At 71.6% G+C, this 21,073-nt stretch carries 19 protein-coding genes; 15 read left to right on the top strand and 4 right to left on the bottom strand.

Annotation, left to right across the window (positions count from 1 at the left end):
* Nucleotides 1-16 precede the first annotated feature (16 nt).
* Nucleotides 17-1,495: a UDP-N-acetylmuramoyl-L-alanyl-D-glutamate--2,6-diaminopimelate ligase gene (locus ACFRMN_RS21375; protein ID WP_383021831.1), complete on the top strand. Its 1,479-nt coding sequence runs from the start codon at nt 17-19 to the stop codon at nt 1,493-1,495.
* Between the two features lie 69 nt (nt 1,496-1,564).
* Here ACFRMN_RS21375 and ACFRMN_RS21370 read toward each other — a convergent pair whose 3' ends face one another.
* Nucleotides 1,565-2,092: a cupin domain-containing protein gene (locus ACFRMN_RS21370; RefSeq protein WP_383021829.1), complete on the bottom strand. Its 528-nt coding sequence runs from the start codon at nt 2,090-2,092 to the stop codon at nt 1,565-1,567.
* A gap of 218 nt (nt 2,093-2,310) precedes the next feature.
* Between ACFRMN_RS21370 and ACFRMN_RS21365 the strand changes: the two genes are divergently transcribed.
* From ACFRMN_RS21365 to ACFRMN_RS21305, 13 genes are all read left to right on the top strand, one after another.
* Nucleotides 2,311-2,796 (top strand): RrF2 family transcriptional regulator, encoded by a 486-nt coding sequence (locus tag ACFRMN_RS21365; RefSeq protein ID WP_383022107.1) that lies wholly within the window; start codon nt 2,311-2,313, stop codon nt 2,794-2,796.
* Complete coding sequence (locus ACFRMN_RS21360) at nt 2,793-3,812, top strand: DsbA family protein (RefSeq protein WP_383021826.1); 1,020 nt, start codon at nt 2,793-2,795, stop codon at nt 3,810-3,812. The genes ACFRMN_RS21365 and ACFRMN_RS21360 overlap by 4 nt, the downstream gene beginning before the upstream one ends.
* 608 nt (nt 3,813-4,420) lie before the next feature.
* Entirely contained in the window at nt 4,421-6,034 is a 1,614-nt protein-coding gene (locus tag ACFRMN_RS21355; protein ID WP_383021824.1) for an ABC transporter substrate-binding protein, read from the top strand.
* Nucleotides 6,031-7,098, top strand: coding sequence for an ABC transporter permease (locus tag ACFRMN_RS21350; protein ID WP_383021821.1), 1,068 nt, complete (start codon nt 6,031-6,033; stop codon nt 7,096-7,098). Before ACFRMN_RS21355 ends, ACFRMN_RS21350 begins: the two co-directional genes overlap by 4 nt.
* Nucleotides 7,095-8,054, top strand: coding sequence for an ABC transporter permease (locus ACFRMN_RS21345; protein WP_383021819.1), 960 nt, complete (start codon nt 7,095-7,097; stop codon nt 8,052-8,054). The genes ACFRMN_RS21350 and ACFRMN_RS21345 overlap by 4 nt, the downstream gene beginning before the upstream one ends.
* Nucleotides 8,038-9,192 carry an ABC transporter ATP-binding protein gene (locus tag ACFRMN_RS21340; protein ID WP_383021816.1) on the top strand — a complete coding sequence of 385 codons (1,155 nt, stop codon included), beginning with the start codon at nt 8,038-8,040 and terminating at the stop codon, nt 9,190-9,192. Before ACFRMN_RS21345 ends, ACFRMN_RS21340 begins: the two co-directional genes overlap by 17 nt.
* The gene (locus tag ACFRMN_RS21335; protein WP_383021813.1) at nt 9,189-10,271 is read left to right on the top strand and encodes an ABC transporter ATP-binding protein; all 1,083 of its coding nucleotides are present in this window, start codon (nt 9,189-9,191) and stop codon (nt 10,269-10,271) included. The genes ACFRMN_RS21340 and ACFRMN_RS21335 overlap by 4 nt, the downstream gene beginning before the upstream one ends.
* Nucleotides 10,272-10,336: 65 nt before the next feature.
* A complete protein-coding gene (locus ACFRMN_RS21330) occupies nt 10,337-11,710 on the top strand; it encodes an acyl-CoA dehydrogenase family protein (protein ID WP_383021811.1) in 1,374 nt (457 codons plus the stop codon).
* Between the two features lie 133 nt (nt 11,711-11,843).
* On the top strand, nt 11,844-13,040 hold the full coding sequence (locus tag ACFRMN_RS21325) for an LLM class flavin-dependent oxidoreductase (protein WP_383022106.1): 1,197 nt from the start codon (nt 11,844-11,846) through the stop codon (nt 13,038-13,040).
* Complete coding sequence (locus ACFRMN_RS21320; RefSeq protein ID WP_383021808.1) at nt 13,037-13,840, top strand: alpha/beta hydrolase; 804 nt, start codon at nt 13,037-13,039, stop codon at nt 13,838-13,840. Before ACFRMN_RS21325 ends, ACFRMN_RS21320 begins: the two co-directional genes overlap by 4 nt.
* Before the next feature lie 23 nt (nt 13,841-13,863).
* On the top strand, nt 13,864-14,436 hold the full coding sequence (locus ACFRMN_RS21315) for a flavin reductase family protein (RefSeq protein WP_383021806.1): 573 nt from the start codon (nt 13,864-13,866) through the stop codon (nt 14,434-14,436).
* 179 nt (nt 14,437-14,615) lie between these two features.
* Nucleotides 14,616-15,326, top strand: coding sequence for an RNA polymerase sigma factor (locus tag ACFRMN_RS21310; protein ID WP_383021803.1), 711 nt, complete (start codon nt 14,616-14,618; stop codon nt 15,324-15,326).
* Nucleotides 15,323-16,252 (top strand): CU044_5270 family protein, encoded by a 930-nt coding sequence (locus ACFRMN_RS21305; protein ID WP_383021800.1) that lies wholly within the window; start codon nt 15,323-15,325, stop codon nt 16,250-16,252. Before ACFRMN_RS21310 ends, ACFRMN_RS21305 begins: the two co-directional genes overlap by 4 nt.
* A 67-nt stretch (nt 16,253-16,319) precedes the next feature.
* Here the strand turns inward: ACFRMN_RS21305 and ACFRMN_RS21300 are convergent, their stop codons facing one another.
* Nucleotides 16,320-17,348 (bottom strand): alpha/beta fold hydrolase, encoded by a 1,029-nt coding sequence (locus ACFRMN_RS21300; RefSeq protein WP_383021797.1) that lies wholly within the window; start codon nt 17,346-17,348, stop codon nt 16,320-16,322.
* 290 nt (nt 17,349-17,638) lie between these two features.
* Between ACFRMN_RS21300 and ACFRMN_RS21295 the strand changes: the two genes are divergently transcribed.
* Complete coding sequence (locus ACFRMN_RS21295) at nt 17,639-18,607, top strand: SDR family NAD(P)-dependent oxidoreductase (RefSeq protein ID WP_383021795.1); 969 nt, start codon at nt 17,639-17,641, stop codon at nt 18,605-18,607.
* A 147-nt stretch (nt 18,608-18,754) separates the two neighbouring features.
* Here ACFRMN_RS21295 and hypE read toward each other — a convergent pair whose 3' ends face one another.
* Both hypE and hypD read right to left on the bottom strand, forming a co-directional pair.
* Nucleotides 18,755-19,744, bottom strand: coding sequence for a hydrogenase expression/formation protein HypE (hypE, locus tag ACFRMN_RS21290; RefSeq protein WP_383022104.1), 990 nt, complete (start codon nt 19,742-19,744; stop codon nt 18,755-18,757).
* A gap of 118 nt (nt 19,745-19,862) precedes the next feature.
* Complete coding sequence (gene hypD, locus ACFRMN_RS21285) at nt 19,863-21,005, bottom strand: hydrogenase formation protein HypD (RefSeq protein WP_383021792.1); 1,143 nt, start codon at nt 21,003-21,005, stop codon at nt 19,863-19,865.
* Nucleotides 21,006-21,073 lie beyond the last annotated feature (68 nt).

Genomic DNA, 21,073 nt, shown 5'->3' with positions numbered 1-21,073 from the left:
TTTCGAGAGGACCCCTGTGAAGTTGAGCGCACTGCTCGCCGGGCACGACCACGAGATTCTGCGGGGCGATCCGGAGACGGCGATCACCGAGGGCACATGTTTCGACGCGCACCGGGTCTCGCCGGGTTCGCTGTTCATCGCGGTTCCCGGTCACCGCGAGGGCGGCCCGGAGTCCGTCGGCCCGGCCCTCGCGCGCGGCGCCGCGGCGGTCCTGCTCGACGCGGGGGCACCGGAGCCGCCGGCATCGGTGTGGGCGGACACGGAGGTGTGTGTGGTGCGGGTGCGGGACACCCGGAGCACCGCGTCCTTCGTCGCCTCCCGCTACTACGGGGAGCCCGGACGGGCCATGGACGTGGTGTCCGTCACCGGTACCAACGGCAAGACCTCGGTGTCGTACATGGTCGAGTCCGTGCTGCGGCTCGCCGAGGGCGCGACGGTCGGGGTCATCGGGACGGCGGGCAGCCGGATCGGCGACGAACCGATCCCCATGCCGAGGTCGGTGCTCACCACCCCCGAGGCGCCGGACTTGCAGTATCTGCTGGGGCGCATGCGCGACCGCGGGGTCGGCACCGTGGTCCTGGAGGCCACATCCATGGGCCTGTTGACCCACCGGGTGGACCACGCCCACACCGACGTGGGGATTTTCACCAATCTGACGCAGGATCATCTGGACGACCACGGCACCATGGAGAACTACCGGGACGCCAAACTCCGGCTGTTCCAGGGGCTTTGCCGACGTGCCGTGGTCAACGTGGACGATCCGACGGGCGCCGCGGTCAGTGCGCTGATGCCCGGGGCCGTCACGACCTACGCGCTCGATTCCGAGGCGGACTTCCGGGCGACCGATCTCACCGTGAACGCGTTCGGTACGCGGTTCACGCTGCATCACGAGGGGCGCAAGTACCCGGTGGCGATCCCCGTACCGGGCCGCTTCTCGGTGGCCAACGCCCTTGCCGCCGTGGCCGCCTGCCAATTGCTGGGACACGATCTGGACGGCCTGGTCGGCGCGCTCGACCGGATGCCGCCGATCCCCGGACGGTTCGAGCGCTTCGAGGCCCCGTCGGGCACGTCGGTCATCGTCGACTACGCGCACTCGCCCGACTCGCTGGAGAAGGTGCTCACCACCATTCGCGACTTCGCCCTCGGCCGGATCGTCACCGTCTTCGGCTGCGGCGGCGACCGCGACATCACCAAGCGCGCGCCGATGGGGGAGATCGCCGGAACCCACTCCGATCTGTGCGTTCTCACGTCGGACAATCCGCGCTACGAGGACCCCGGGACGATCATGGACCAGATCACCCCGGGCCTCCTGGCCACCGGCACCCGGTTCGAGCGGCTCGCCGACCGGCGCCGTGCCATCGCCTTCGCCCTGGCGGACGCGGGTCCCGACGACATCGTCCTGATCGCGGGAAAGGGCAGCGAGCCGTACCAGATCGTCGGTGACCAACTGCTGCCGTTCAGCGACATGGCGACCGTTCGCGAACTCACCTTGTAGGAGTGGCGGGAGACCGGGGCGCGGACCGGCCGCCCGTTTCCGGGGCGTGGGCCGTTCCCGGGTCGTGCGTCAGCCCGCGTCCGGGTCGCGGCCCAGGACGTAGAGCTCGGGCAGATTGACCACGATCGCCTCCTGCGTGCTGCGGGCGATCACCACCACGGCCTCGTCGTCCGGGCTGGGGTTCTCCTCGCGGTGCGGGACGTACGGCGGTACGAAGATGTAGTCACCGGGCGAGGTACGGATCCGGATCTCCTCCGGCGTACCGCTGGAGTCGTCCAGGAACACGAACTCCGGGTGCCCCTTCACCACATGGATCGCCGTCTCGGACGCGCCATGGTGGTGGTTGGAGGACGCGGTGCCGGGCGCCACATGCGTCTGTCCCATCCAGATGCGCTCCGCGCCGACCGTGGTTCCGCTGATCGCGGCGAAGCGCCGCATGCCACCGGTCTGCGCGGTATCGCCGTCGAGCGCGTCGGCACGGATGTGACGCAGCCGCGCGCGCAGCGGTGGCGCGCTCCGCGCCGTACCGTGGTCATCGTCCTGGTCCTGGTCCGGAAGGTCGGGATGGAACGCGTCGTGCTCGGTGTGCGAGGCCATGGAGATCCTGCTCTTCGGTGCTGCGGTCTGCGGTCTGCGGTCTGCGGTCTACGGGCGCGGGGTCGGGGTCGGGGCGCCGGGTCCCGGCGCCGACCGTAGAGAGCGCGGCAAATGGATGTCAAGATGTGTCCATTACCGCCGAGCTGGCCGTTCCCGGTTTCCGGTCGGTGCGTCAGCAGGTATTCGGGCAGACAAGGAACCCTCGGGAGAAGGTGCACATGCAGATTTCGGCGAAGGCGGACTACGCGGTGAGGTCGCTCGTCGAACTCGCCGCCGACAGTGGACGGCCCCTCACCTGTGAGGGCATCGCGTCCTCCCAGGACATCCCGTTCCGCTTCCTCAAATCGGTCTTCCGCGATCTGCGGCAGGCCGGTCTGGTCCGTAGTCAGCGGGGCTGTGAAGGGGGCTACTGGATCGGCCGCGACCCGGCCGCGATCAGCGTCGCCGAGGTCATGACGGCGGTGGACGGGGATTTCCTCACCCTGCGCGGCGCGCGTCCCGACACGCTGAAGTACCCCGGCGCGGCCCAGGGGCTGCCGGACTTGTGGCGCGCCGTCGAGGCCGCCGCGCAGGCGGTGCTCGGGCGTACGACCATCGCCGAACTCGCCGCGAAGGGCGCGCGGGCGGACGGCGCGGGCCGGGCGCCGAGGACTGAAGCCGGTCCGGCGCGTGACGTCTCCCCGGCCGTATCCGCGTCCGCATGACCCCGGATGTGATTCGCGAGACGCCGGAGGCGGTCCGCGTGGCCCCTGATGAGATCCGTACGACTCCCGGTGCGGACAGGACGCTCCTCTCGGTCACCGAGTTCACGGACCCGGCCTGCCCCTGGGCCTGGGGTTCCGAGCCCGTGTTCCGGCTGCTGAAACTCACGCTCGGATCGCGCGCCCACTGGCGGCCGGTCTTCGGCATCCTCTTTGACGAGGACGACGACCCGGCTCCCGATCCGGCCGCCGAGGCCCGCTGGTACGAGCGGTTCATCCGCGAGGTCACGGCCCATACGGACGCGCCCTACGCGCCGCGGCTGCGCTGGCTGACCCGGTCCAGCCTGCCCGCCTCGCTCGCCGCCAAGGCGGCCCGCTCCCAGGGCCCCGAGGTCGCCGAGCGGGTGCTGCGCCGGCTGCGGGAGAGCACGTTCGTCCTGGGCGCGCCCGCCGACACCCCGGACGGAATCCGCGGTGTCGTACGGGGAGTCCCGGGCCTGGACGGTGACCGGTTGCTGCGCGAACTGGCCACCCGGGAGACCCGGGACGCGGTACGCGCCGACTGGACCGAGACCCGGCGGCCGATCCCCGAGGTGCTCGGCCTCGACGGACCGGGGCCGCATCCCGGCCGGGCCAAGGAGGTTGGGGACCACCGCCGTTACGCGCTGCCGACGCTGCTGTTCGACGGTCCGGGCGGCCGGGTGTGCGTACCCGGATGGCGGCCCCCGGAGGCCTATCTCGAAGCCGCCCGTACGGCGGCCGGGGACCGGCTGCCCCTCACCCCCGTACGCCTCCCCGCGGCGGCCGCGCTGGAGCGCTGGCGCAGTCTGACGGGTCCCGAACTCGTCCTGCTCACCGAGGAGTCGGCGGCCCCCGCCGAGGCCGTACGCGTCGACACCGGGCATGGTCCGCTGTGGCTGCATCCCGACGAGGCGCGCGCCCGTGCTCAGTCGTCGTTCGCGGTGAAAGCGCAGGTCGCCGGGGTCTCGGACAATGAGACACCAAGAGGTGTCCATTGACACCGTGTCGCGGGACCGTGAGGATACGGGGCATGCGTTCGATGCACCCCGCCGTGGTCTGCCGCTACGTGGATTACCTGCGTACCTCCAGCGCCCTCTGTCGCTGATCCGACCCGCCGAGACGGCCCACTGAGGCCCTCGGCACTCCGGCCCTGCCTCGGTCTCCGGCGGCCTCCCGGGTAACCCCCGACGACGCGATCGCCCGATGAGCCGGGGACGTACGCCGGTTTCCTCCGCCGGGCCCGCCGGATTCCCCCGTCCGGGATTCTCCCGTCCGGGATTCTCCCGTCCGGGATTCTCTCGTCCCGCACTTGGCGGGCGGCAAGCATGTCGCTCCGACTACGGACTCTCCTCAGTCGCCGTACCCGCCCCGATGTCGCGGTGGCGTCGGCGTCGCCTCTCGTTCGCCACCCCGACTCCCGCCCGCGCCGCTCAACCTCCTTGATTCAGCGGCCCGTTGCCCGACCGTCGGTTTTCGCGGCACATCCCTGTCCGCTTCCGGTCCTGCCCGTTCCTCTCCCGTTTCCGCCGGGGCGCCCGCCCGGGCGTCCCACGGGCCCGCCCGCGTACCCGAGTGCACCGGTACGGCCCAGAAAGGTGGCGCACCCATGCCGATCCTCCGCACCCCATCCACCACCGCCGGCGCGGACCGCCCGGCCACCGCACCGCCGTCCACTCCGCTGTCCGGTTCCGGCCTCGGCCCGGGCCTCGGACGGCGCTCGTTCCTCGGGCTCTCGCTCGGCGCGGGTGCCGCACTGGCCCTCACCGCCTGCGGAGGCGGGACCGCCTCGTCGGCCGGCGGTCGAGGTTCCACCCTCAAATGGGGCTGGAACCTGACGACTTCCTGGGATCCCGTCACTTCCTCCGCCGGCTGGGACGTGCACTCCCTGTCCCTCGTCTACTCGGGGCTCACCACACTCGACCAGGCCGGAAACGCCGTTCCCGCCCTGGCCACCTCGTGGAAGTACAACGCGGAGGGCACCGTCGTCACCTTCACCCTCCGCCAGGGACAGAAGTTCAGCGACGGCACACCCATCGACGCCACCGCCGTGAAGAAGAGCCTCGAACGCGGCCGAGACGACGAGAAGTCGCTGGTCGCCTCGCAGCTCGTCGGCGTCGAGCAGGTCACGGCCGTCGACGCCCGCACCGTCGAACTGCGGCTCGCCGAGCCCGACTTCCAGATACCGCTGCTCCTCGCCGGGAAGACCGGGATGATCGTCAACCCCAAGGTCTTCGAGAGCGACGCCGCGAGCCTCGCCACCAATCCGGCCGGCTCGGGACCGTACACCCTGGTCTCGTACGTACAGAACTCGAAGGCCGTGCTGCGCCGCAACCCGGACTACTGGGACGCCGGCCGCGTCAGGATCGAGAACTTTGAGCTCTATCCGCTCCCCGAGCCCTCCACGGTGGTCGCCGCTCTCACCTCGGGGCAGTACAACGTGGCCCAGATCCCCGGCAGTCAGGTGGAGGCGGCCAAGGCCGCGGGCCTGGAGGTCCAGGTCATCCCGTCCATGGTGGTGGCCGTTCTCGATGTCCATATCGGCAAGGAGCCCTATACCAACCCCGATGTGGCCCTCGCGCTGAAGTACGCCATCGACCGCGAGGAACTGGTCAAGACCGCTTCCTTCGGGCACGGCGACGTCACCCGTCAGCCCTTCCCCAAGGGCTACGCGGGCCATGACGACGCCCTGGACAAGCTCTTCCCGTACGACCCCGGGAAGGCGAGGGAACTGCTCGCGAAGGCCGGCCACGCCGACGGGCTCAAGATCACGCTCTCCGCCCAGAACGCCGAGGGAGTGCCGGAACTGATCCAGGCTCAGCTGAAGAAGGTCGGCATCACGGCCACGATCGAGACCATCCCGGCGGGCCGCGCCACCCAGCTCGTCTACGTCCAGCGGAGCAAGGCGCTCTATGTCGACCAGTTCGCCGGGCGCGAGTCCGCCACCCAGGGCTTCCAGGTGCTCTTCGGCAAGGAGGGCCTGATGAACCCGGGCCGCACCACCTCGCCCGAGCTGGAGAAGGCACTCGATGAGGTACGCCGCACGCCGCTGGACGCGCCCGACTACCCGGCCGTTCTGCGGAAGGCCACCGGGATCGCCGTACGGACCATGCCGAACGTCTTCCTCTACACCACCCCGCGCATCCTGGCGCGCAACCCCAAGGTCTCCGAGATCCCCGCGTACACCGTCGTCCAGCGGTTCGAGGGGGTCACCGTCTCATGACCGCGCCCGTACTGGCGGGGGCGTCGCGCACCGGGCGCCCAGGCGGTTCCGTACGCCGGCGGCTCGCCGGGGCGCCCCGGCCGCTCGGCCGGCTGCTCGTCACCACCGCCACGGTCTTCGTGCTGGCCTCGCTCCTCACCTTCGCCCTCGGCGCCCTGTCCGACGCCAACCCGGCCGCGGCCGTGCTCGGCGACCAGGCGACCCCGGCCGACATCGCCCGGATGGAGGCGCAGTTCGGCCTGGACCGGCCGCTGTACGCGCAGTATCTGAGCTGGCTCGGCCACGCGCTCACCGGCGATCTCGGTGTCTCCTGGTTCACCGGCGTGCCCGTCGCGGACAGCGTCGCGCAGGCGCTGCCGGTGGATCTGTCCATCGCGGGGCTGGCCCTGCTGCTCGCCGTACTGACCGGTGGCGGGGCCGGTATCGCCGCCGCGCTGAACAGCGGCGGACGGATCGACCGGGCCGTCACGCTCGTCTGCTCGGTCCTCGCCACACTGCCGCCCTTCCTCATCGGCATCGTGCTGATCGTCGTCTTCGCGGTACAGCTCGGCGCGTTGCCCACCGGCGGGTACGTACCGCTCGGGCAGAGCCCGGGGGAGTGGCTGCGGTACGCGGTCCTGCCCGCGTTCGCCCTCAGCCTGGACGCCGCCGCGTCCATCGCCCGGCAGCTGCGGACCTCGCTCGTCGGAGCCCTGCGCGAGAACTATGTGACCGGCGCCGAGATGCGTGGTTTCTCGGCGCGGCGCGTGCTGTTCGGCCATGTGCTGCGCAACGCGGCGGGACCCGCGCTCTCCGTCCTCGGGGTGAGTGTGCCGGTCATCCTGGGCGGCGCGGTGGTCACCGAGAAGATCTTCAATCTGCCGGGGATCGCCCAGCTGTCGCTCCAGTCCGCGGAGCAGCACGACATCCCCGTCATCCAGGGGACGCTGCTGGTGACCGTCGCCGTCGTGCTCGTCGCCAACATCGGTGTCAACGCCGCGCTCACCGCGCTCAATCCGGCGGCCCGCGGTGGGTCCGGCGGGTCCGGCCGCGACCGCGGCGCCGGGGAAGGCGGGGCGTCATGAGGACCCTTCGCCGCACCTGGCGGCTCCCCTCGGCCCGGATCTCGCTGGCCGTGCTGGCTCTTGTCGCGCTGCTGGCCGTCGCGGGCGGCGCCCTCGCGCCCTACGATCCGCTGGCCCAGCACCCGGTGGACATGCTGCACGGACCCAGCGCCACGCATCCGCTCGGGACCGACTATCTGGGGCGCGATGTCCTCAGCAGGCTGCTGGCGGGCACGGGAAGCTCGATCGTGGGCGCCCTGGAGGCCGTCGGGGCGGCGATGCTGCTCGGTATCGTGCCGGGGATCGCCTCCGTATGGCTCGGCAGGACCGTCGAATGGACGGCGCAGCGGGCCGCGGACACCTTGATGATCATGCCGTTCACGGTCTTCGCGATCGCGGTGGTGGGCGCGCTGGGCAACGGTATGCACCAGGCGATGCTGGCGCTGGGCGTGCTCTTCGCCCCGCTGTACTTCCGGGTGACGCGCGCGGCGGCGCTGGGCCTGAAGCAGGCTCAGTACGTCGAGGCGGCGGAGCTGATGGGTGCGTCCCGCTGGTGGATCCTGCGTACCCACGTGTGGGGCAAGATCCTGCCCACGGTGGCGGTCACGACAGCCCAGGCCGTCGGGCAGGCGCTGCTGGTGGTCGCGTCCCTGACCTTCCTGGGGCTGGGCGTCCAGCCGCCCGCGCCGACCTGGGGCGGGATGCTCGCCTCGGATCTGGGCTATCTGGCGCAGCAGCCCTGGGCGCCGCTGATCCCGGGCGCCGCGATCATGATCACGGTCGGCGCCCTCAACATCCTCGCGGACGCGGTGCGCGACAGCGGCACGGCGGCAGGCGATCCACGGGTGACGGCCCCGGCCCCGCCGGTGGGGACCCCGGCTGCGGCCCCGGTCGCCGTCGCCTCCCCGCCCGGCCGCGCTCCGCGTACCGCCCACGGCCACACAGAGGAGGTCGAGCAGCGTGTCACCACTGGCTGACCACGACACCCCGCCCGCCACGGTGTCAGCACCGGCCGACCCCGTACTGACCGTCGACGGACTCGATGTCACTGTCTCCGGCGGAGCGCACGCCGTCCGGGACGTGTCCTTCACGCTCGGGCGCGGCGAAGCCGTCGGGCTGGTGGGGGAGTCCGGCAGCGGGAAGAGCCTGACCTGCCGCTCCGCCCTCGGTGTGCTGCCCGCCGGATGCGCGGTATCGGACGGCCGTATCACCCTTGGCGCCACCGGCACCGAACCGGCCGCCGATCTCACCGCGTTCACCCGTAAGCAGTGGAACGCGGTACGCGGCAGCCGGATCGGCGCCGTGTTTCAGGACCCCGCCTCGTATCTCAACCCCTCCCTCACCGTGGGGCGCCAGCTCGCCGAGCAGCTGCGGGTGGGAGGCGCGCTCTCCCGTACGGACGCGCGCACCCGCGCCGTCGAGCTGTTCGCGGCCGTCGGACTGCACCGCCCCGAGGAGGTCTTCCACCAGTACCCGCACGAGCTGTCCGGTGGGATGCTCCAGCGCGTCCTGATCGCCGTCGCCGTGTCCTGCGGCCCCGAACTCCTCATCGCGGACGAGGCCACCACCGCCCTCGATGTGGTCATCCAGGCGGAAATACTCGAACTACTCCAGCGCCTGCGGGCCGAACAGGGCCTCGCCCTGCTCCTTGTCACCCATGACCTGGCCGTGGTCGCCGAGAGCTGCGACCGCGTCCTCGTGATGTACGCGGGCGAGATCGTCGAGGACGGTCCGACCGCCGACGTGCTCGCCGCGCCGGCGCATCCGTACACCGAGGCGCTGCTGCGGGTCGCGTCGATCGGTGCGTGGGGACGCCGTGAGCTGGACATCATCCCCGGCCGGCCGCCGGAGACCGGCGCCGTACTGCCCGGCTGCCGGTTCGCCGACCGCTGCGCCCACGCCGTCGCCCGGTGCACCGAGGAGCCCGTCGCCCTGTACGCGCTGGACGACGGACGCAGGGCGCGTTGCCTGCGCCCCGCCGGACTGCTGGACGAAGCGCCGCCCACGCGCTCCGGCGTCGCCGCGCCCGCCGCATCCGTCGCCTCACCCGTCGCGTCTCCCACCGCCGCCTCCGCGTCCACACCCGAACCCGTGTCGGAAGGAGCCTCCTCATGACCACCGTCCTGGGCCGGGATCTCACCACCCGGAAGGGAGACCCGGACGCGTCACCGCCGGCCGCGTCACCGCGGGACCGGGCCCCGCTGCTGGAGATCAGCGGACTGTCCGTGTCGTACGGCCGCCGGGCCACCTCGCTGCGGCGCGCCGGTAGCACCCGGGTCCTGTCCGGCGTCGATCTCACCGTACGTACGGGCGAGATCCTCGGGATCATCGGTGAGACCGGCTCGGGCAAGACCACCCTGGCCCGTGCCACGGTCGGTCTGGTACGGCCCGAAGCGGGCGGCATCAGCTTCGAGGGGACAGATCTGGTCCGGCTCACCCGCCGCGAACTGCGGGAGTTCCGGCGCACCGGGCGGGTGCAGTTCATGTTCCAGGACCCGCTCCGCTCCCAGGACCCGGAGCTGACGGTACGCCGGACAGTGGCTGAGCCACTCGCCGCCGTCGGCGCGCTCACCCGCCGGGAACGCGCCGAGCGGACCGACGAGGCGCTGGCCCTGGTGGGCCTGGACGCTCAGGCTCTCGGATCGCGGATCCCCGGGCAGCTCTCCGGCGGTCAGCGGCAACGGGTCTCGCTCGCCCGCGCCATCGTCACCCGGCCGCGCCTGCTGCTCAGCGACGAGCCGGTCAGCGCGCTGGACGCCTCCAACCGCAATCTCGTACTGAGCCTGCTCGACCGACTCCGCCGTGAACTGGGCCTCGCCGTCGTCGTCATCTCCCACGACCTCAGCTCGCTGGCCGGGATCGCGGACCGGGTCGCCGTCCTCTATCGCGGACGACTCGTGGAACAGGGCCCCATCAGTGAGGTACTTGAGCACCCCCGGCATCCGTATACCGCGCTGCTCACCGCCTCCGCGCCGAGCGTACGCCGTGAACACCGGCTGCTGCCCGCCGAGTTGAGGCCCGCGCCGGACCGCGAGCCGTGGCCGGACGACGAGGGCTGTGTCTTCGCACCACGCTGCCGCTTCGCGGGAGCGGAATGCCGGGACGAGCCGCGCCCCGCCGCCGTCACGGAGGCCGGGCGGCCCCACTCCGTCGCCTGCCACCACGCCGCCGGCTGGCGCGACCGGCTCGGCTGAGCGAACGCGGGAGAGCCACCGCGCCGGCACGCGCCGGTCCAGGCCGAGAAATACACGGGCCCCCGGTGACCGTACGGAGCCCACCGCCCCTGCTCGAACGCGACCCCCACCCGACGACCGGCCGGAGACACTGTGACCCACGCCCGCATCCGCACCCGTACCGACGCCCCGCCCGGCGGACGCGCCCCCAAAGCCCCGGAGTTCCCGGAGTTCCCGGAGTTCCCGGAGTTCCCGGAGTTCCCGGAGTCCCCGGAGTCCGCGCGCTGCCGCCCCTGGACCTCGGCCAACTCCCCGCCCTCACCACCGCACTCGCCGCCCGCGCGGCCGAGCACGACCGCGACGCCTCCTTCCCGTCCGAGGGATTCGTCCTCGCCCAGGAGGCCGGGCTGCTCACCGCCACCGTGGCGGCCCGGCACGGCGGCCCCGGGGCCGGACTCGCCGACACCGTCCGTATCCTGCGCGCGCTCGGCGCCGGGGACCCGGCCGTCGCGCTGGTCACCGCCATGACGCTGTTCACGCATGCCGCGCAGGCCCGTACCCCGGGCTGGCCGCCCGCCGCGTACGCCGCGCTTCTCGACGAGGCGGCCACCGGACCGGCCCTGGTCAACTCCCTGCGGGTGGAGCCGGAGTTGGGCAGCCCGGTGCGTGGCGGACTGCCCGCCACCACCGCCCGTCGTGAGGGCGGTGACTGGCTGCTGACGGGACGGAAGATCTACTCCACCGGTGCCGTCGGGCTCAGCCGGATGCTGGTCTTCGCGCGAACGGACGAGGACCCCGTACGCGTCGGCACCTTCATCGTCCGCGCCGGCAGCCCGGGGCTGACCGTCGAACCCACATGGGACCATGTCGGACTGCGCGCCAGCCGCAGTGACGATGTCGTGCTCAACTCCACACCCGTACCCGCCGACGACGTCATCGCGCTCGACGAACCCGGCGACACCCCCGGCGCCCGGCCCGACCCGGAGACCGGCGCCTGGAACGCCTTCGGGCTGACCGCCCTCTATCTGGGGGTCGCGGGCGCGGCCAGGGACTGGCTCACCGGCTTTCTGCACGACCGGGTCCCGACGGCGCTCGGCGCGCCACTGGCCGCACTGCCCCGGTTCCAGAGCGCCGTCGGTGAGATCGAGGCAGCTCTCCTGGGGGCGAACACACTGGTCGACGCGGTGGCCGATCGGATCGACGACGGCGACCCGGAGGCCGCGGAGCAGGCCGGCGCCATCAAGGTGCTCGGCACCCGCGCCGCCATCACGGCCGTCGAACAGGCCGTCGCCCTCACCGGCAACCACGGCCTCACCCGCGCCAACCCGCTCCAGCGGTACTACCGCGACGTGCTGTGCGCGCGGGTGCACACACCGCAGGACGACTCCGTACTGCTCACCACCGGCCGCGCGGCGCTCGCCCGCGCGCTCGACCGCCGGTCCACACCGAAAGGCGACTGAACCCATGCCGGATCCGACCGCACCGTCCGCTCCTGAGGACTCCGCAGCCCAGAACACCCAGAACACCCAGAACGACCAGAGCGGCCCGAACGGTCCCAACGCCCCTGGAACCCCACGCGTCGAGTTCATCGGCATGATCGGGACCCAGGACGCCTCCGAGACCAGGCCGCCCAGCGGGCCCGTCATCGACCCCGACTACACGGCCCGGTTCGCCCGTGCCCACGAGGACGCCGGCTTCGACCGGATCCTCATCGGCTACAGCTCCAGCAGGCCCGACGGCGCGCAGGTCGCCGCGTATGTCGCCGCCAGGACCGAACGACTCGGCCTGCTCGTCGCCCACCGCCCCGGCTTCATCGCGCCGACGCTCGCGGCCCGTTCCTTCGCCACGCTCGACCGGTTCAGCGGCGGACGCGTCGCCGTACACACCATCACTGGCGGCAACGACACCGAGCAGCGCAGGGACGGCGACTACCTGGACAAGGAGGAGCGTTACGACCGCACCGACGAGTACCTGTCCATCCTGCGCCGGGCCTGGTCGTCCGCCGAACCCTTCAGCCACGAGGGCCGCCACTACCGCTTCGAGGAATACGGCTCCGAGGTCCTGCCCGTCCACGCGTCCGGCATCCCGCTCTACTTCGGCGGCTCTTCCGAGGCCGCCTACCGGGTGGGCGGCAGGCACGCCGACACCTTCGCGCTGTGGGGCGAGCCGCTGGCCGAGACCGCCGAGCAGATCGCGTCCGTGCGCGCGGCGGCCGTCGCCGCCGGGCGCACCACACCACCGGGTATCAGTGTGTCCTTCCGTCCGATTCTCGGCGCTACCGAGGAACTGGCCTGGGAGCGGGCACACCGCATCCTGGACACCATCAAGTCAGGAGCCGGACGGCCCTTCTTCGACCAGGCGCGCCACCACCAGGGGCAGAACGGCGTGGCCGACGTCGGCCCGGCCAATGTCGGTTCGCAGCGGCTGCTCGCCGCCGCGGCCAAGGGTGACCTCCACGACCGCGCGCTGTGGACGCCGACGGCCACCGCCACCGGAGCGGGCGGCAACACCACCGCCCTTGTCGGCACCCCGGAGACCGTCGCGCGTGCGCTGCTCGACTACGTCGACATCGGTGCGACCACGCTGCTCATCCGTGGGTACGACCCGCTGGACGACGCCGTCGAGTACGGGCGCGAGCTGATCCCGCTCGTCCGTCAGGAACTCGCCCATCGCAGGGCCACCGCCGCTGCCACGCCGGTCGCATCGTCCGCCCGGCCCCTCGCATCCACCGCACCCGCCCCCGCACCCGCCCCCGCCCCCGACCCCGACCCGCTCGGAAGCCACCGATGACCGATCTGTTCAGCCCCGCCGTCGCCGCCCGGTCCACCACGGCCGACTGGCGGCCGCCTGCCGGTATCGCCCCGCGCGGCACCCTCCTCATCCTGCCGGGCCGCGGGGAACACCCGCTCGTCTACGAGCGGTTCGGCCGGAGGCTGTCCGCCGACGGATATGTCGTCCACGCGCTCGACACCGCCCCGGAGGACCGCACGGACGCCGTACTGGCACGCGCGGCCGAGGCGGCGGGTCCCGATCTCGCCGTGCCCGTGGTGCTGGTCGGCAGCGATACGGGAGCGCTCCAGGCCCTCCACGCGGCGGCGGCCGACCCGAGGCTTCCGGTCGAGGGGATCGTCATCGCCGGGGCGGCCCCGACCGGGGAAGTGGCCGGGCCACCGACCGGGGAAGTGGCCGGGCCACCGACCGGTGCGGCCCAGGAGAGCGCCTGGGACGCCGAACTGGCGGCGCGTACCGCGTGCCCGACCCACCGGAAGCGCCTCAGCGAGGACCAGGGCTTCGTACGGGGACAGCTCACCGCCCCCGTCCCCGCCCATCTGCTCACCGAAGCGTGGCCGGACACCCCCGCCCTGATCCTGCACGGCGGGTCCGACCCGGTCACCCCGCCGGACCGGGCCCGCGAGCTGGCCGCCGGGCTGCCGGGCGCCACCCTCGGCGTGCTGCGCGAAGGGCTGCACGACGTCCTCAACGACGCCTCGCACCGGACCACGGCGGCGGCCGTCGTGCTGTGGCTGGAGCGACTGCGCGCCGGCCCGGAGCGGCGCCCGATCCTCACCGTCGAGACGGGTGACCTGTGACCATACGGATGAAGGGAAGCGGCATGACCGTGTCCGCAGAACGCACCGCAGCCACCGAGCCCCACGCCTCCACCGCCTCGGTGAATCCAACTCCTCCGGCCGGCGGGCTCGTTGCCGGTGACGAGATACTGCGCCGCACCCTGCGGCGGCACGCGGCCGGGGTCACCGTGATCACGGTGCCGGGACCGGCCGGCTTCACCGCGACCTCGTTCACCTCGGTCTCGCTGGAACCCGCGCTGGTCTCCTTCTGCCTCGGCCTCACGGCCTCCACGCTCGCCGCCGTACAGAGCGCCGACCGCTTCGCCGTCCATGTGCTCGGCACCCAGAACACCACGCTCGCCCGGCAGTTCGCGCGCAGTGGCATCGACCGGTTCGCCGGGGTCCGCTGGACGGCGGACCACGACGGGCTGCCGCTGCTGGAGGGCGTACCGGCCTGGCTCAGCGCCCGGGTGACGCTGCGTCAGCGCGTGGGCGACCATGTGCTCGTGGTCGGTGAGGTCGAGTCGGGCGGCGGCCATGGCGAGGGGCCCGCGCTGGTGCACCACAACGGGGCGTTCGCCACGCCCGTGCCGCTTCCGCCGCACCCGGGGGCCTGACGCCGTCCGGCCGCCCATGGCGGTGCCGATTTCCCGGGGCGGTTCCCGTGGGCGGCCGGAGCGCGGAGATCTGTCTTCTTTTCCGGCACTCGCGGGACGTCACGCCTTTGACGTTCACTGTTCAGCCGTTCGACACCCGGTCTGCGCGAAAACGACCGTATGCGCGTATGGCATGAATCATGGCAACGCAGGACCGGAACCGGACAGGGCTAGATGTGAACAATTCGCCCCGCGCCCGCATACGCGATGGCGACCCGGCAGAATTTGGGCGGCTATTCGAGGATTACGCCCGAATCGTCTATCGCTATGCCATACGTGTCACCGGTAATTGGGCCACCGCCGAGGACGTCGTGTCGCTGACCTTTCTGGAGGCGTGGAGGCTCCGCGAAAGGGTGCACGCGGAGGGGGAGAGTCTGCGTCCCTGGCTGCTCGGAATCGCCACGAACGTCATGCGTAATATCGTGCGCACGGCCAGACGCCACGACCTCGCGCTCGCTCGGCTCCCGGAACCGGAAGCTGTACCGGACTTCGCGGAAGGTCTGGCCGCCCGGCTGGCCGACACCGAGGAACTGGCCGCTGCCAGGGTGGCGCTGGGTGGGCTCCGGCGCGCGGAACGGGAGGTTTTCACCCTGTGTGTCTGGGAAGGCCTCGACCACACGGCCGTCGCCGAGGCCCTTGGTGTGGCCGTCGGCACCGTACGCTCCCGACTGTCCCGCGCCCGCGGGCGGCTCCGGAAACTCACCGAAGCGGAACTGCGCCGCAGCAGAGCCAAGAAGAGCGGCGCCAACAACAGCGGAGGTGAAAGACACACGCAACGCTTCGCCTCCCGCGGACAGTTCATGGACAGCCGCGCTTCGGCGGTCGCGTCGGTACAGGAAGGAAACCGATGAGCTTCTTCTCGCGACGGCAGTCCCGCGCCGGACATGAGGAATCGTTTCCGGTTCCCCCGGCGCCGCAATGCCAGGACCTCTCCTCCGACCGGCAGAGTTTCCTCAAACAGCGCTTTATGCACCGCATCACCCGGGAATCCGAGCCCGCGCCCTCACTCGTGCCGCGGGCCCGTCCCGGCCGGCGGCGACGAACCGCTCTCGTGGCCGCCGCGGTTACGGTGATGATCCTCACGGGCGTGTTCCGCGACTACGCGCTCACCGCGGCCGACAACCACGAGGCGGTGCGCCTGCTGGACCGTATCGCCGTGGTGGCCGCCGAGCGCCCGGCCACGACCGTACGTGACGAGCAGTACGTCTACACGAAGATCAAGGGCTCGTGGTCGGCGCTCGGGGAGGGCACGGACGTCTTCGTCCGCGAGGACTGGGTCGCGGTGGACGGCGAGCGGAACGGACTCGCCCGGCAGGCGTTCGAGCCGGGAAGCCCTTCGCCGGACTCCCAGCGCCTTGAAGGGGAGATGGTGCTCGACAAGGACCCCAACATGACCACGTACCGTGAGCTGGAGGCCCTTCCCACCGACCCCGACACCCTGCTGAAGAAGATCGAGAAGGACACCGAGGGCCAGGGCCCGACTCACGACGAGGCGGTCTTCGAGGCCATCGCCGAGATGCTGCCGCAGTCGACCCTGCGGCCCGAGCTGAACGCGGCGCTGTACCGGGCGACCGCCAAGATCCCCGGAGTCGTCGTCAGGCAGGGCGCCATCGACGCCGCGGGACGGTACGGCGTCGGTCTCGCCTTCCACACGGACGGCGACAGCGTCGTCTGGGTCTTCGACAAGGACCGGCTGACCTATCTCGGTACGAACAAGGTCGCGCTCCTCGAAGTGGGCATCGCCGACGCGACGGACCTGCGGCCCCTCTCCCGCTGAGGGGCGGATCCAGCCGCGCCGCCGTACCGCCGCCGTTGGCCGCTCCCCTGGGCCGGCGGATTCGCGCTCAGGACGTGGCGCCCTCACCGCGACCGGCGGCTCCGACGGCCGTGCCCAGTGTCTCCGTCCCGCTGGCGTACGGGAGTTCATCGAGCGGCAGGTCGGTGCAGAACCGCGCCATGAGATCGGCGAAGTCCGCGATCCGCTCCACCGGAGCCAGATGGTCGGTCTCGTCGATGGTCAGGAACCGCGCCTCGGGGAGCTGCGCGGCCACCTCACGTCCCATGGCGGGCGTGCACAGCGTGTCGTGCTCACCGGTCACCACCAGGCTCGGCACGGCGGGTACCGGTTCCGGCCGGTACCACTCGTGCCGCATCAGCCGGGTGTTGTGCTCGGCGGACTTCCTCAGCTGCTCGGGGTCCTGCCCGGCGATCTGCTGGTAGACCAGCCGGGACACGGCGGCGTGCTTGCGTACCCGGCCCGTGCCGGGCGGTGACATGAAACGGTCGGCCAGCTCACGGGCGATGGTCTCCGTCTCACCGCGGTCGATCATCACGGACCAGCGCTCCATCGCCGCCGCGTAGTCCGCCGGGATCCGGGTGGTCATCCCGACCAGCAGCAGCCGGGCGAGCATCCCCGGGTAGTGCTGGGCGAAGCGCAGACCGACCGCGCCGCCGTAGCAGGCGGCGACCAGATTGACGCGCGGTACGTCGAGTTCGGTGAGCAGATGCCGGACGGTCGCGGCGAGGAAGTCGACGCCGTAGTGCGCGGGCAGGAAATCGGCCGTACCGTACCCCGGCAGATCCACGGTGATCACCTGCCCCAGCGGAGCGAGCCACTTCTCGTGCCGTACCCAGGAGTTGCGGTCCTGGGACGAGCCGCCCAGCACGAGAACGGGCTCGGTCAGCGCGGTGCCGTGATCGACGATGCGGCAGGTGTAGCGGAAGCCGTCGAACGTCAGGTCGCGTTCCTCGACCGTCAGGTCGCGTTCCTCGACCGGGCCGTCAGGACCGCCCTCCTCGGCCGGCTGCTCCGGAATCAGCGGAGGGACCGTGGGAGAGTCCTGCTCCTCGGTGAGAACGGCATCGGTGGGCATGGGTCACTCCAGGGTTACGGAACGGACAAGAACGTCCCTGCCTAGCAGTTGACCCGGCCCGTCCACGCATCGCTGACCCGATCGTGGGCGGTTCGCGCCCCGCGCCCCGCTGGTGGATTCGACTGTCGCTCAGCAGCGCGGCGGATCGGTGCCTCGGGCGTGCGCGTACGGTCCGCCGAGGCGTCCGGGCATCGCCGACTTCCCGGACAAACCCGTCACTGGGGTGAACCTTACGGAGTCCGGCCGATGCCCTTGACTTCGAGTGCGCTCCAATTCGTAGCCTTTCGGGCATGACAACCCCACAGCACACCATCGGATCCGGTTTCGGAGCCCACAGCACCACACAGGACGTGCTGCGCGGCATCGACCTCAGCGGCGAACTCGCCGTCGTCACCGGCGGATACTCCGGCCTCGGCCTGGAGACCACACGCGCCCTCACCGGGGCCGGTGCCCACGTCGTGGTGCCCGCGCGCCGACGCGAGACCGCGGAGAAGGCGCTCGACGGGATCGACGGCGTGGAGGTCGACGAACTCGACCTCGCCGATCTCGACAGTGTCCGCCGGTTCGCCGAGCGCTTTCTCGCCTCGGACCGCGCCATCGACATCGTCATCAACAACGCGGCGGTCATGGCCTGCCCGGAGACCCGGGTCGGCCCCGGCTGGGAGGCGCAGTTCGCGACCAACCACCTCGGCCACTTCGCGCTCGTGAACAGGCTCTGGCCGGCGCTCGTGCCCGGTGGCGCGCGGGTCATCTCCCTCTCCTCGTCCGCCCACCGCAACTCGCCCATCCGCTGGGACGACATGTGGTTCGCGCACGACTACGACAAGTGGCAGGCCTACGGCCAGGCGAAGACCGCCAACGCGCTGTTCGCCCTGGAACTCGACGCGCTCGGCCGGGACTCCGGTGTACGGGCGTTCTCGGTGCACCCCGGCGGCATCCTCACCCCGTTGCAGCGCCACCTCCCCAAGGAGGAAATGGTCGCCGCCGGCTGGATCGACGAAGCGGGAAACGCGGTGAACCCCGTGTTCAAGACGGTGGAGCAGGGTGCGGCCACCCAGGTGTGGGCGGCGACCTCACCGCGGCTGGCGGGCGCGGGCGGGGTGTACTGCGAGGACTGCGACATCGCCGAGCCCGCGGCGGAGGACGTCTCGGTGCCCGGTGGCGTACGCGCCTACGCGACCGACCCCGAGCAGGCGAAGCGCCTGTGGCGGCTCTCGGCCGAGCTGACCGGAGTCAACGCGTTCGCGGCGGCCGCGTGAGCGGACTCCTCCGCCGTGGGACCCGCCCCGCCCTACCCGGCCGGCCCCGGCACCACGAGGAGTTCTGACCGGCGGCGCACGCGCGGAGTCCGGTGGCGCACGCGCGATGACCGGTCCCGCCGTGTCCGGGCGGCCGTGGTGTGCGCGTCAGCAGATACGGGGAAGTTGCTCACCCAACGGCGTGTCCACCACCCGGGTGCCGCCCAGACCGGTGCTCGCCACGACCATGCCGGGGTGGTCCGTCGTGCACGTGCCGATCGCCACCGCCCCACGGCCCCGCGGATGCGCCCGCATCGCCGCCAGCACCTCGTCGGCGTGGGCCGGCGGTACGAACGCCACGAGCTTGCCCTCGTTGGCGACATACAAAGGATCGAGGCCCAGGAAGGCACACGCGTTGGCGACGGAGTCCGGCACCGGAAGCGCCCGTTCCCGCAGGGTGATGCCCACCCCCGCCGCCGACGCGATCTCGTTGAGCGAGGTCGCGAGCCCACCGCGGGTCGGATCCCGCAGCACATGCAGATCGCGGCAGACGTTCAGCATGGCCCGGACGAGCGAGGCGAGCGGGGCCGTGTCGCTCACGATCTCCACCCCGAACTCCAGGCCCTCCCGGACGCTCATGATCGCCACGCCGTGCTCGCCGAGCGGACCGCTGACGATGACCACGTCGCCGGGCGCGGCACGCCGTGGACGGATGTCGATCCCGTCGGGGATCAGCCCGATGCCCGCCGTGTTGATGAAGATGCCGTCGCCGTGTCCCGCGTCCACGACCTTGGTGTCGCCCGTGGCGACGACCACCCCCGCGGCCCTGGCGGCGGCTCCCAGAGCCTCGGCCACCCGGCCGACCGTGGCGAGTTCGACGCCCTCCTCCAGAATGAACCCGCAGGACAGATAGGCGGGCGTGGCGCCCATCATGGCCAGATCGTTGACCGTCCCGTTGACCGCGAGATCGCCGATGCTGCCGCCGGGGAAGAACAGCGGGCGCACGACATACGAGTCGGTGGAGAAGGCGAGCCGCGCCCCGCCGAGGGTGACGATCGCGGAATCGCCCAGCTCCCCGAGGACGTCGCCGCCGAACGCCGGCGCGAAAAGATGCTCGACGAGCTCGGCGGAGAGCTGCCCGCCGCCGCCGTGTCCCATGACAACCTTCGCGTGGTCACGCAGCGGGGCGGGACAGGTCCACCCGGAGAAGTCGGCGGTGGCGGGCGGCGCTTCCGGCAGGACGGCGTCCGCCTCGCCCACCCGGACCCCGGTCGTCTCAGCCAAGGGAAGTCACCTCTTCGCGCGTACCGGCGGAGCCCGCCGCGCCCGGTGTCGCCAGCCTGCGGTACAGGAAGTACGCGGCGCAGGCGCCCTCACTCGACACCATCGTGGCGCCGAGCGGATTGCGCGGGGTACAGGTCGTACCGAACGCCTCGCACTCATGCGGTTTGATCAGCCCCTGAAGCACCTCACCGCTGCGGCACTCCGTGGACTCCTCCGTATGCATCCCCGTCACCGAGAAGCGGTACTCCGCGTCGTACTGCCGGTACGCGGGGGACAGCCGCCAGCCGCTGGCCGGGATCATCCCGATACCGCGCCAGGCCCGGTCGGTGACCTCGAAGACATCGGCCAGCATGGCCTGCGCGGCCGGGCTGCCCTCCGCCTGGACCGCGCGCGGGTAGGCGTTCTCGACGGTGTGTTCGCCGGCTTCCAACTGCCGTACGGCGCGCCGGATGCCCTCCAGGATGTCCAGCGGTTCGAAGCCGGTGACGACGATGGGGACGCGGTGGCGCTCGGCGAGTTCGGGGTACTCACCGATCCCCATCACCGTGCAGACGTGCCCGGCGGCGAGAAAGGCCTGCACCCGGCAGTCGGGCGAGTTCATGATGGCGTCGATCGCCGGGGGTACGCGGACGTGCGAGACCAGCAGGCTGAAGTTCGCGATGCCGAGCTTCTTGGCCTGGTAGACGGTCATGGCGTTGGGCGGGGCCGTGGTCTCGAACCCGATCCCGAAGAAGACCACCTGACGGTCCGGATTCCGCTGGGCGATCGTGAGCGCGTCGAGCGGCGAGTACACGACCCGTACGTCCCCGCCTTCGCTCTTGACCTTGAACAGATCACGCCCGCTGCCCGGCACCCTCAGCATGTCGCCGAACGAACAGAAGATCACGTCGGGACGGGAGGCGATCTCCAGCGCCTTGTCGATGGTGTCCAGCGGGGTCACACAGACCGGGCAGCCGGGGCCATGGATGAGTTCGATGCCCTCGGGGAGCAACTGGTCGATGCCATGGCGGATGATCGAGTGGGTCTGGCCGCCGCAGACCTCCATCAGGGCCCAGGGCCGGGTGACGGTGGCGCGGATGTCGTCGAAAAGGCGCCGGGCCAGCTCGGGATCGCTGAACTCGTCGAGATACTTCATCGAATGGTCTCCTCCTTCAGGACTCGCAGGACTCGCAGGACTCGCAGGACTCGCAGGACTCGCAGGAC

It is taken from the genome of Streptomyces sp. NPDC056835 (assembly GCF_042789485.1).
Classification (GTDB): domain Bacteria; phylum Actinomycetota; class Actinomycetes; order Streptomycetales; family Streptomycetaceae; genus Streptomyces.
This window is presented reverse-complemented; position numbering and strand designations above follow the sequence as displayed.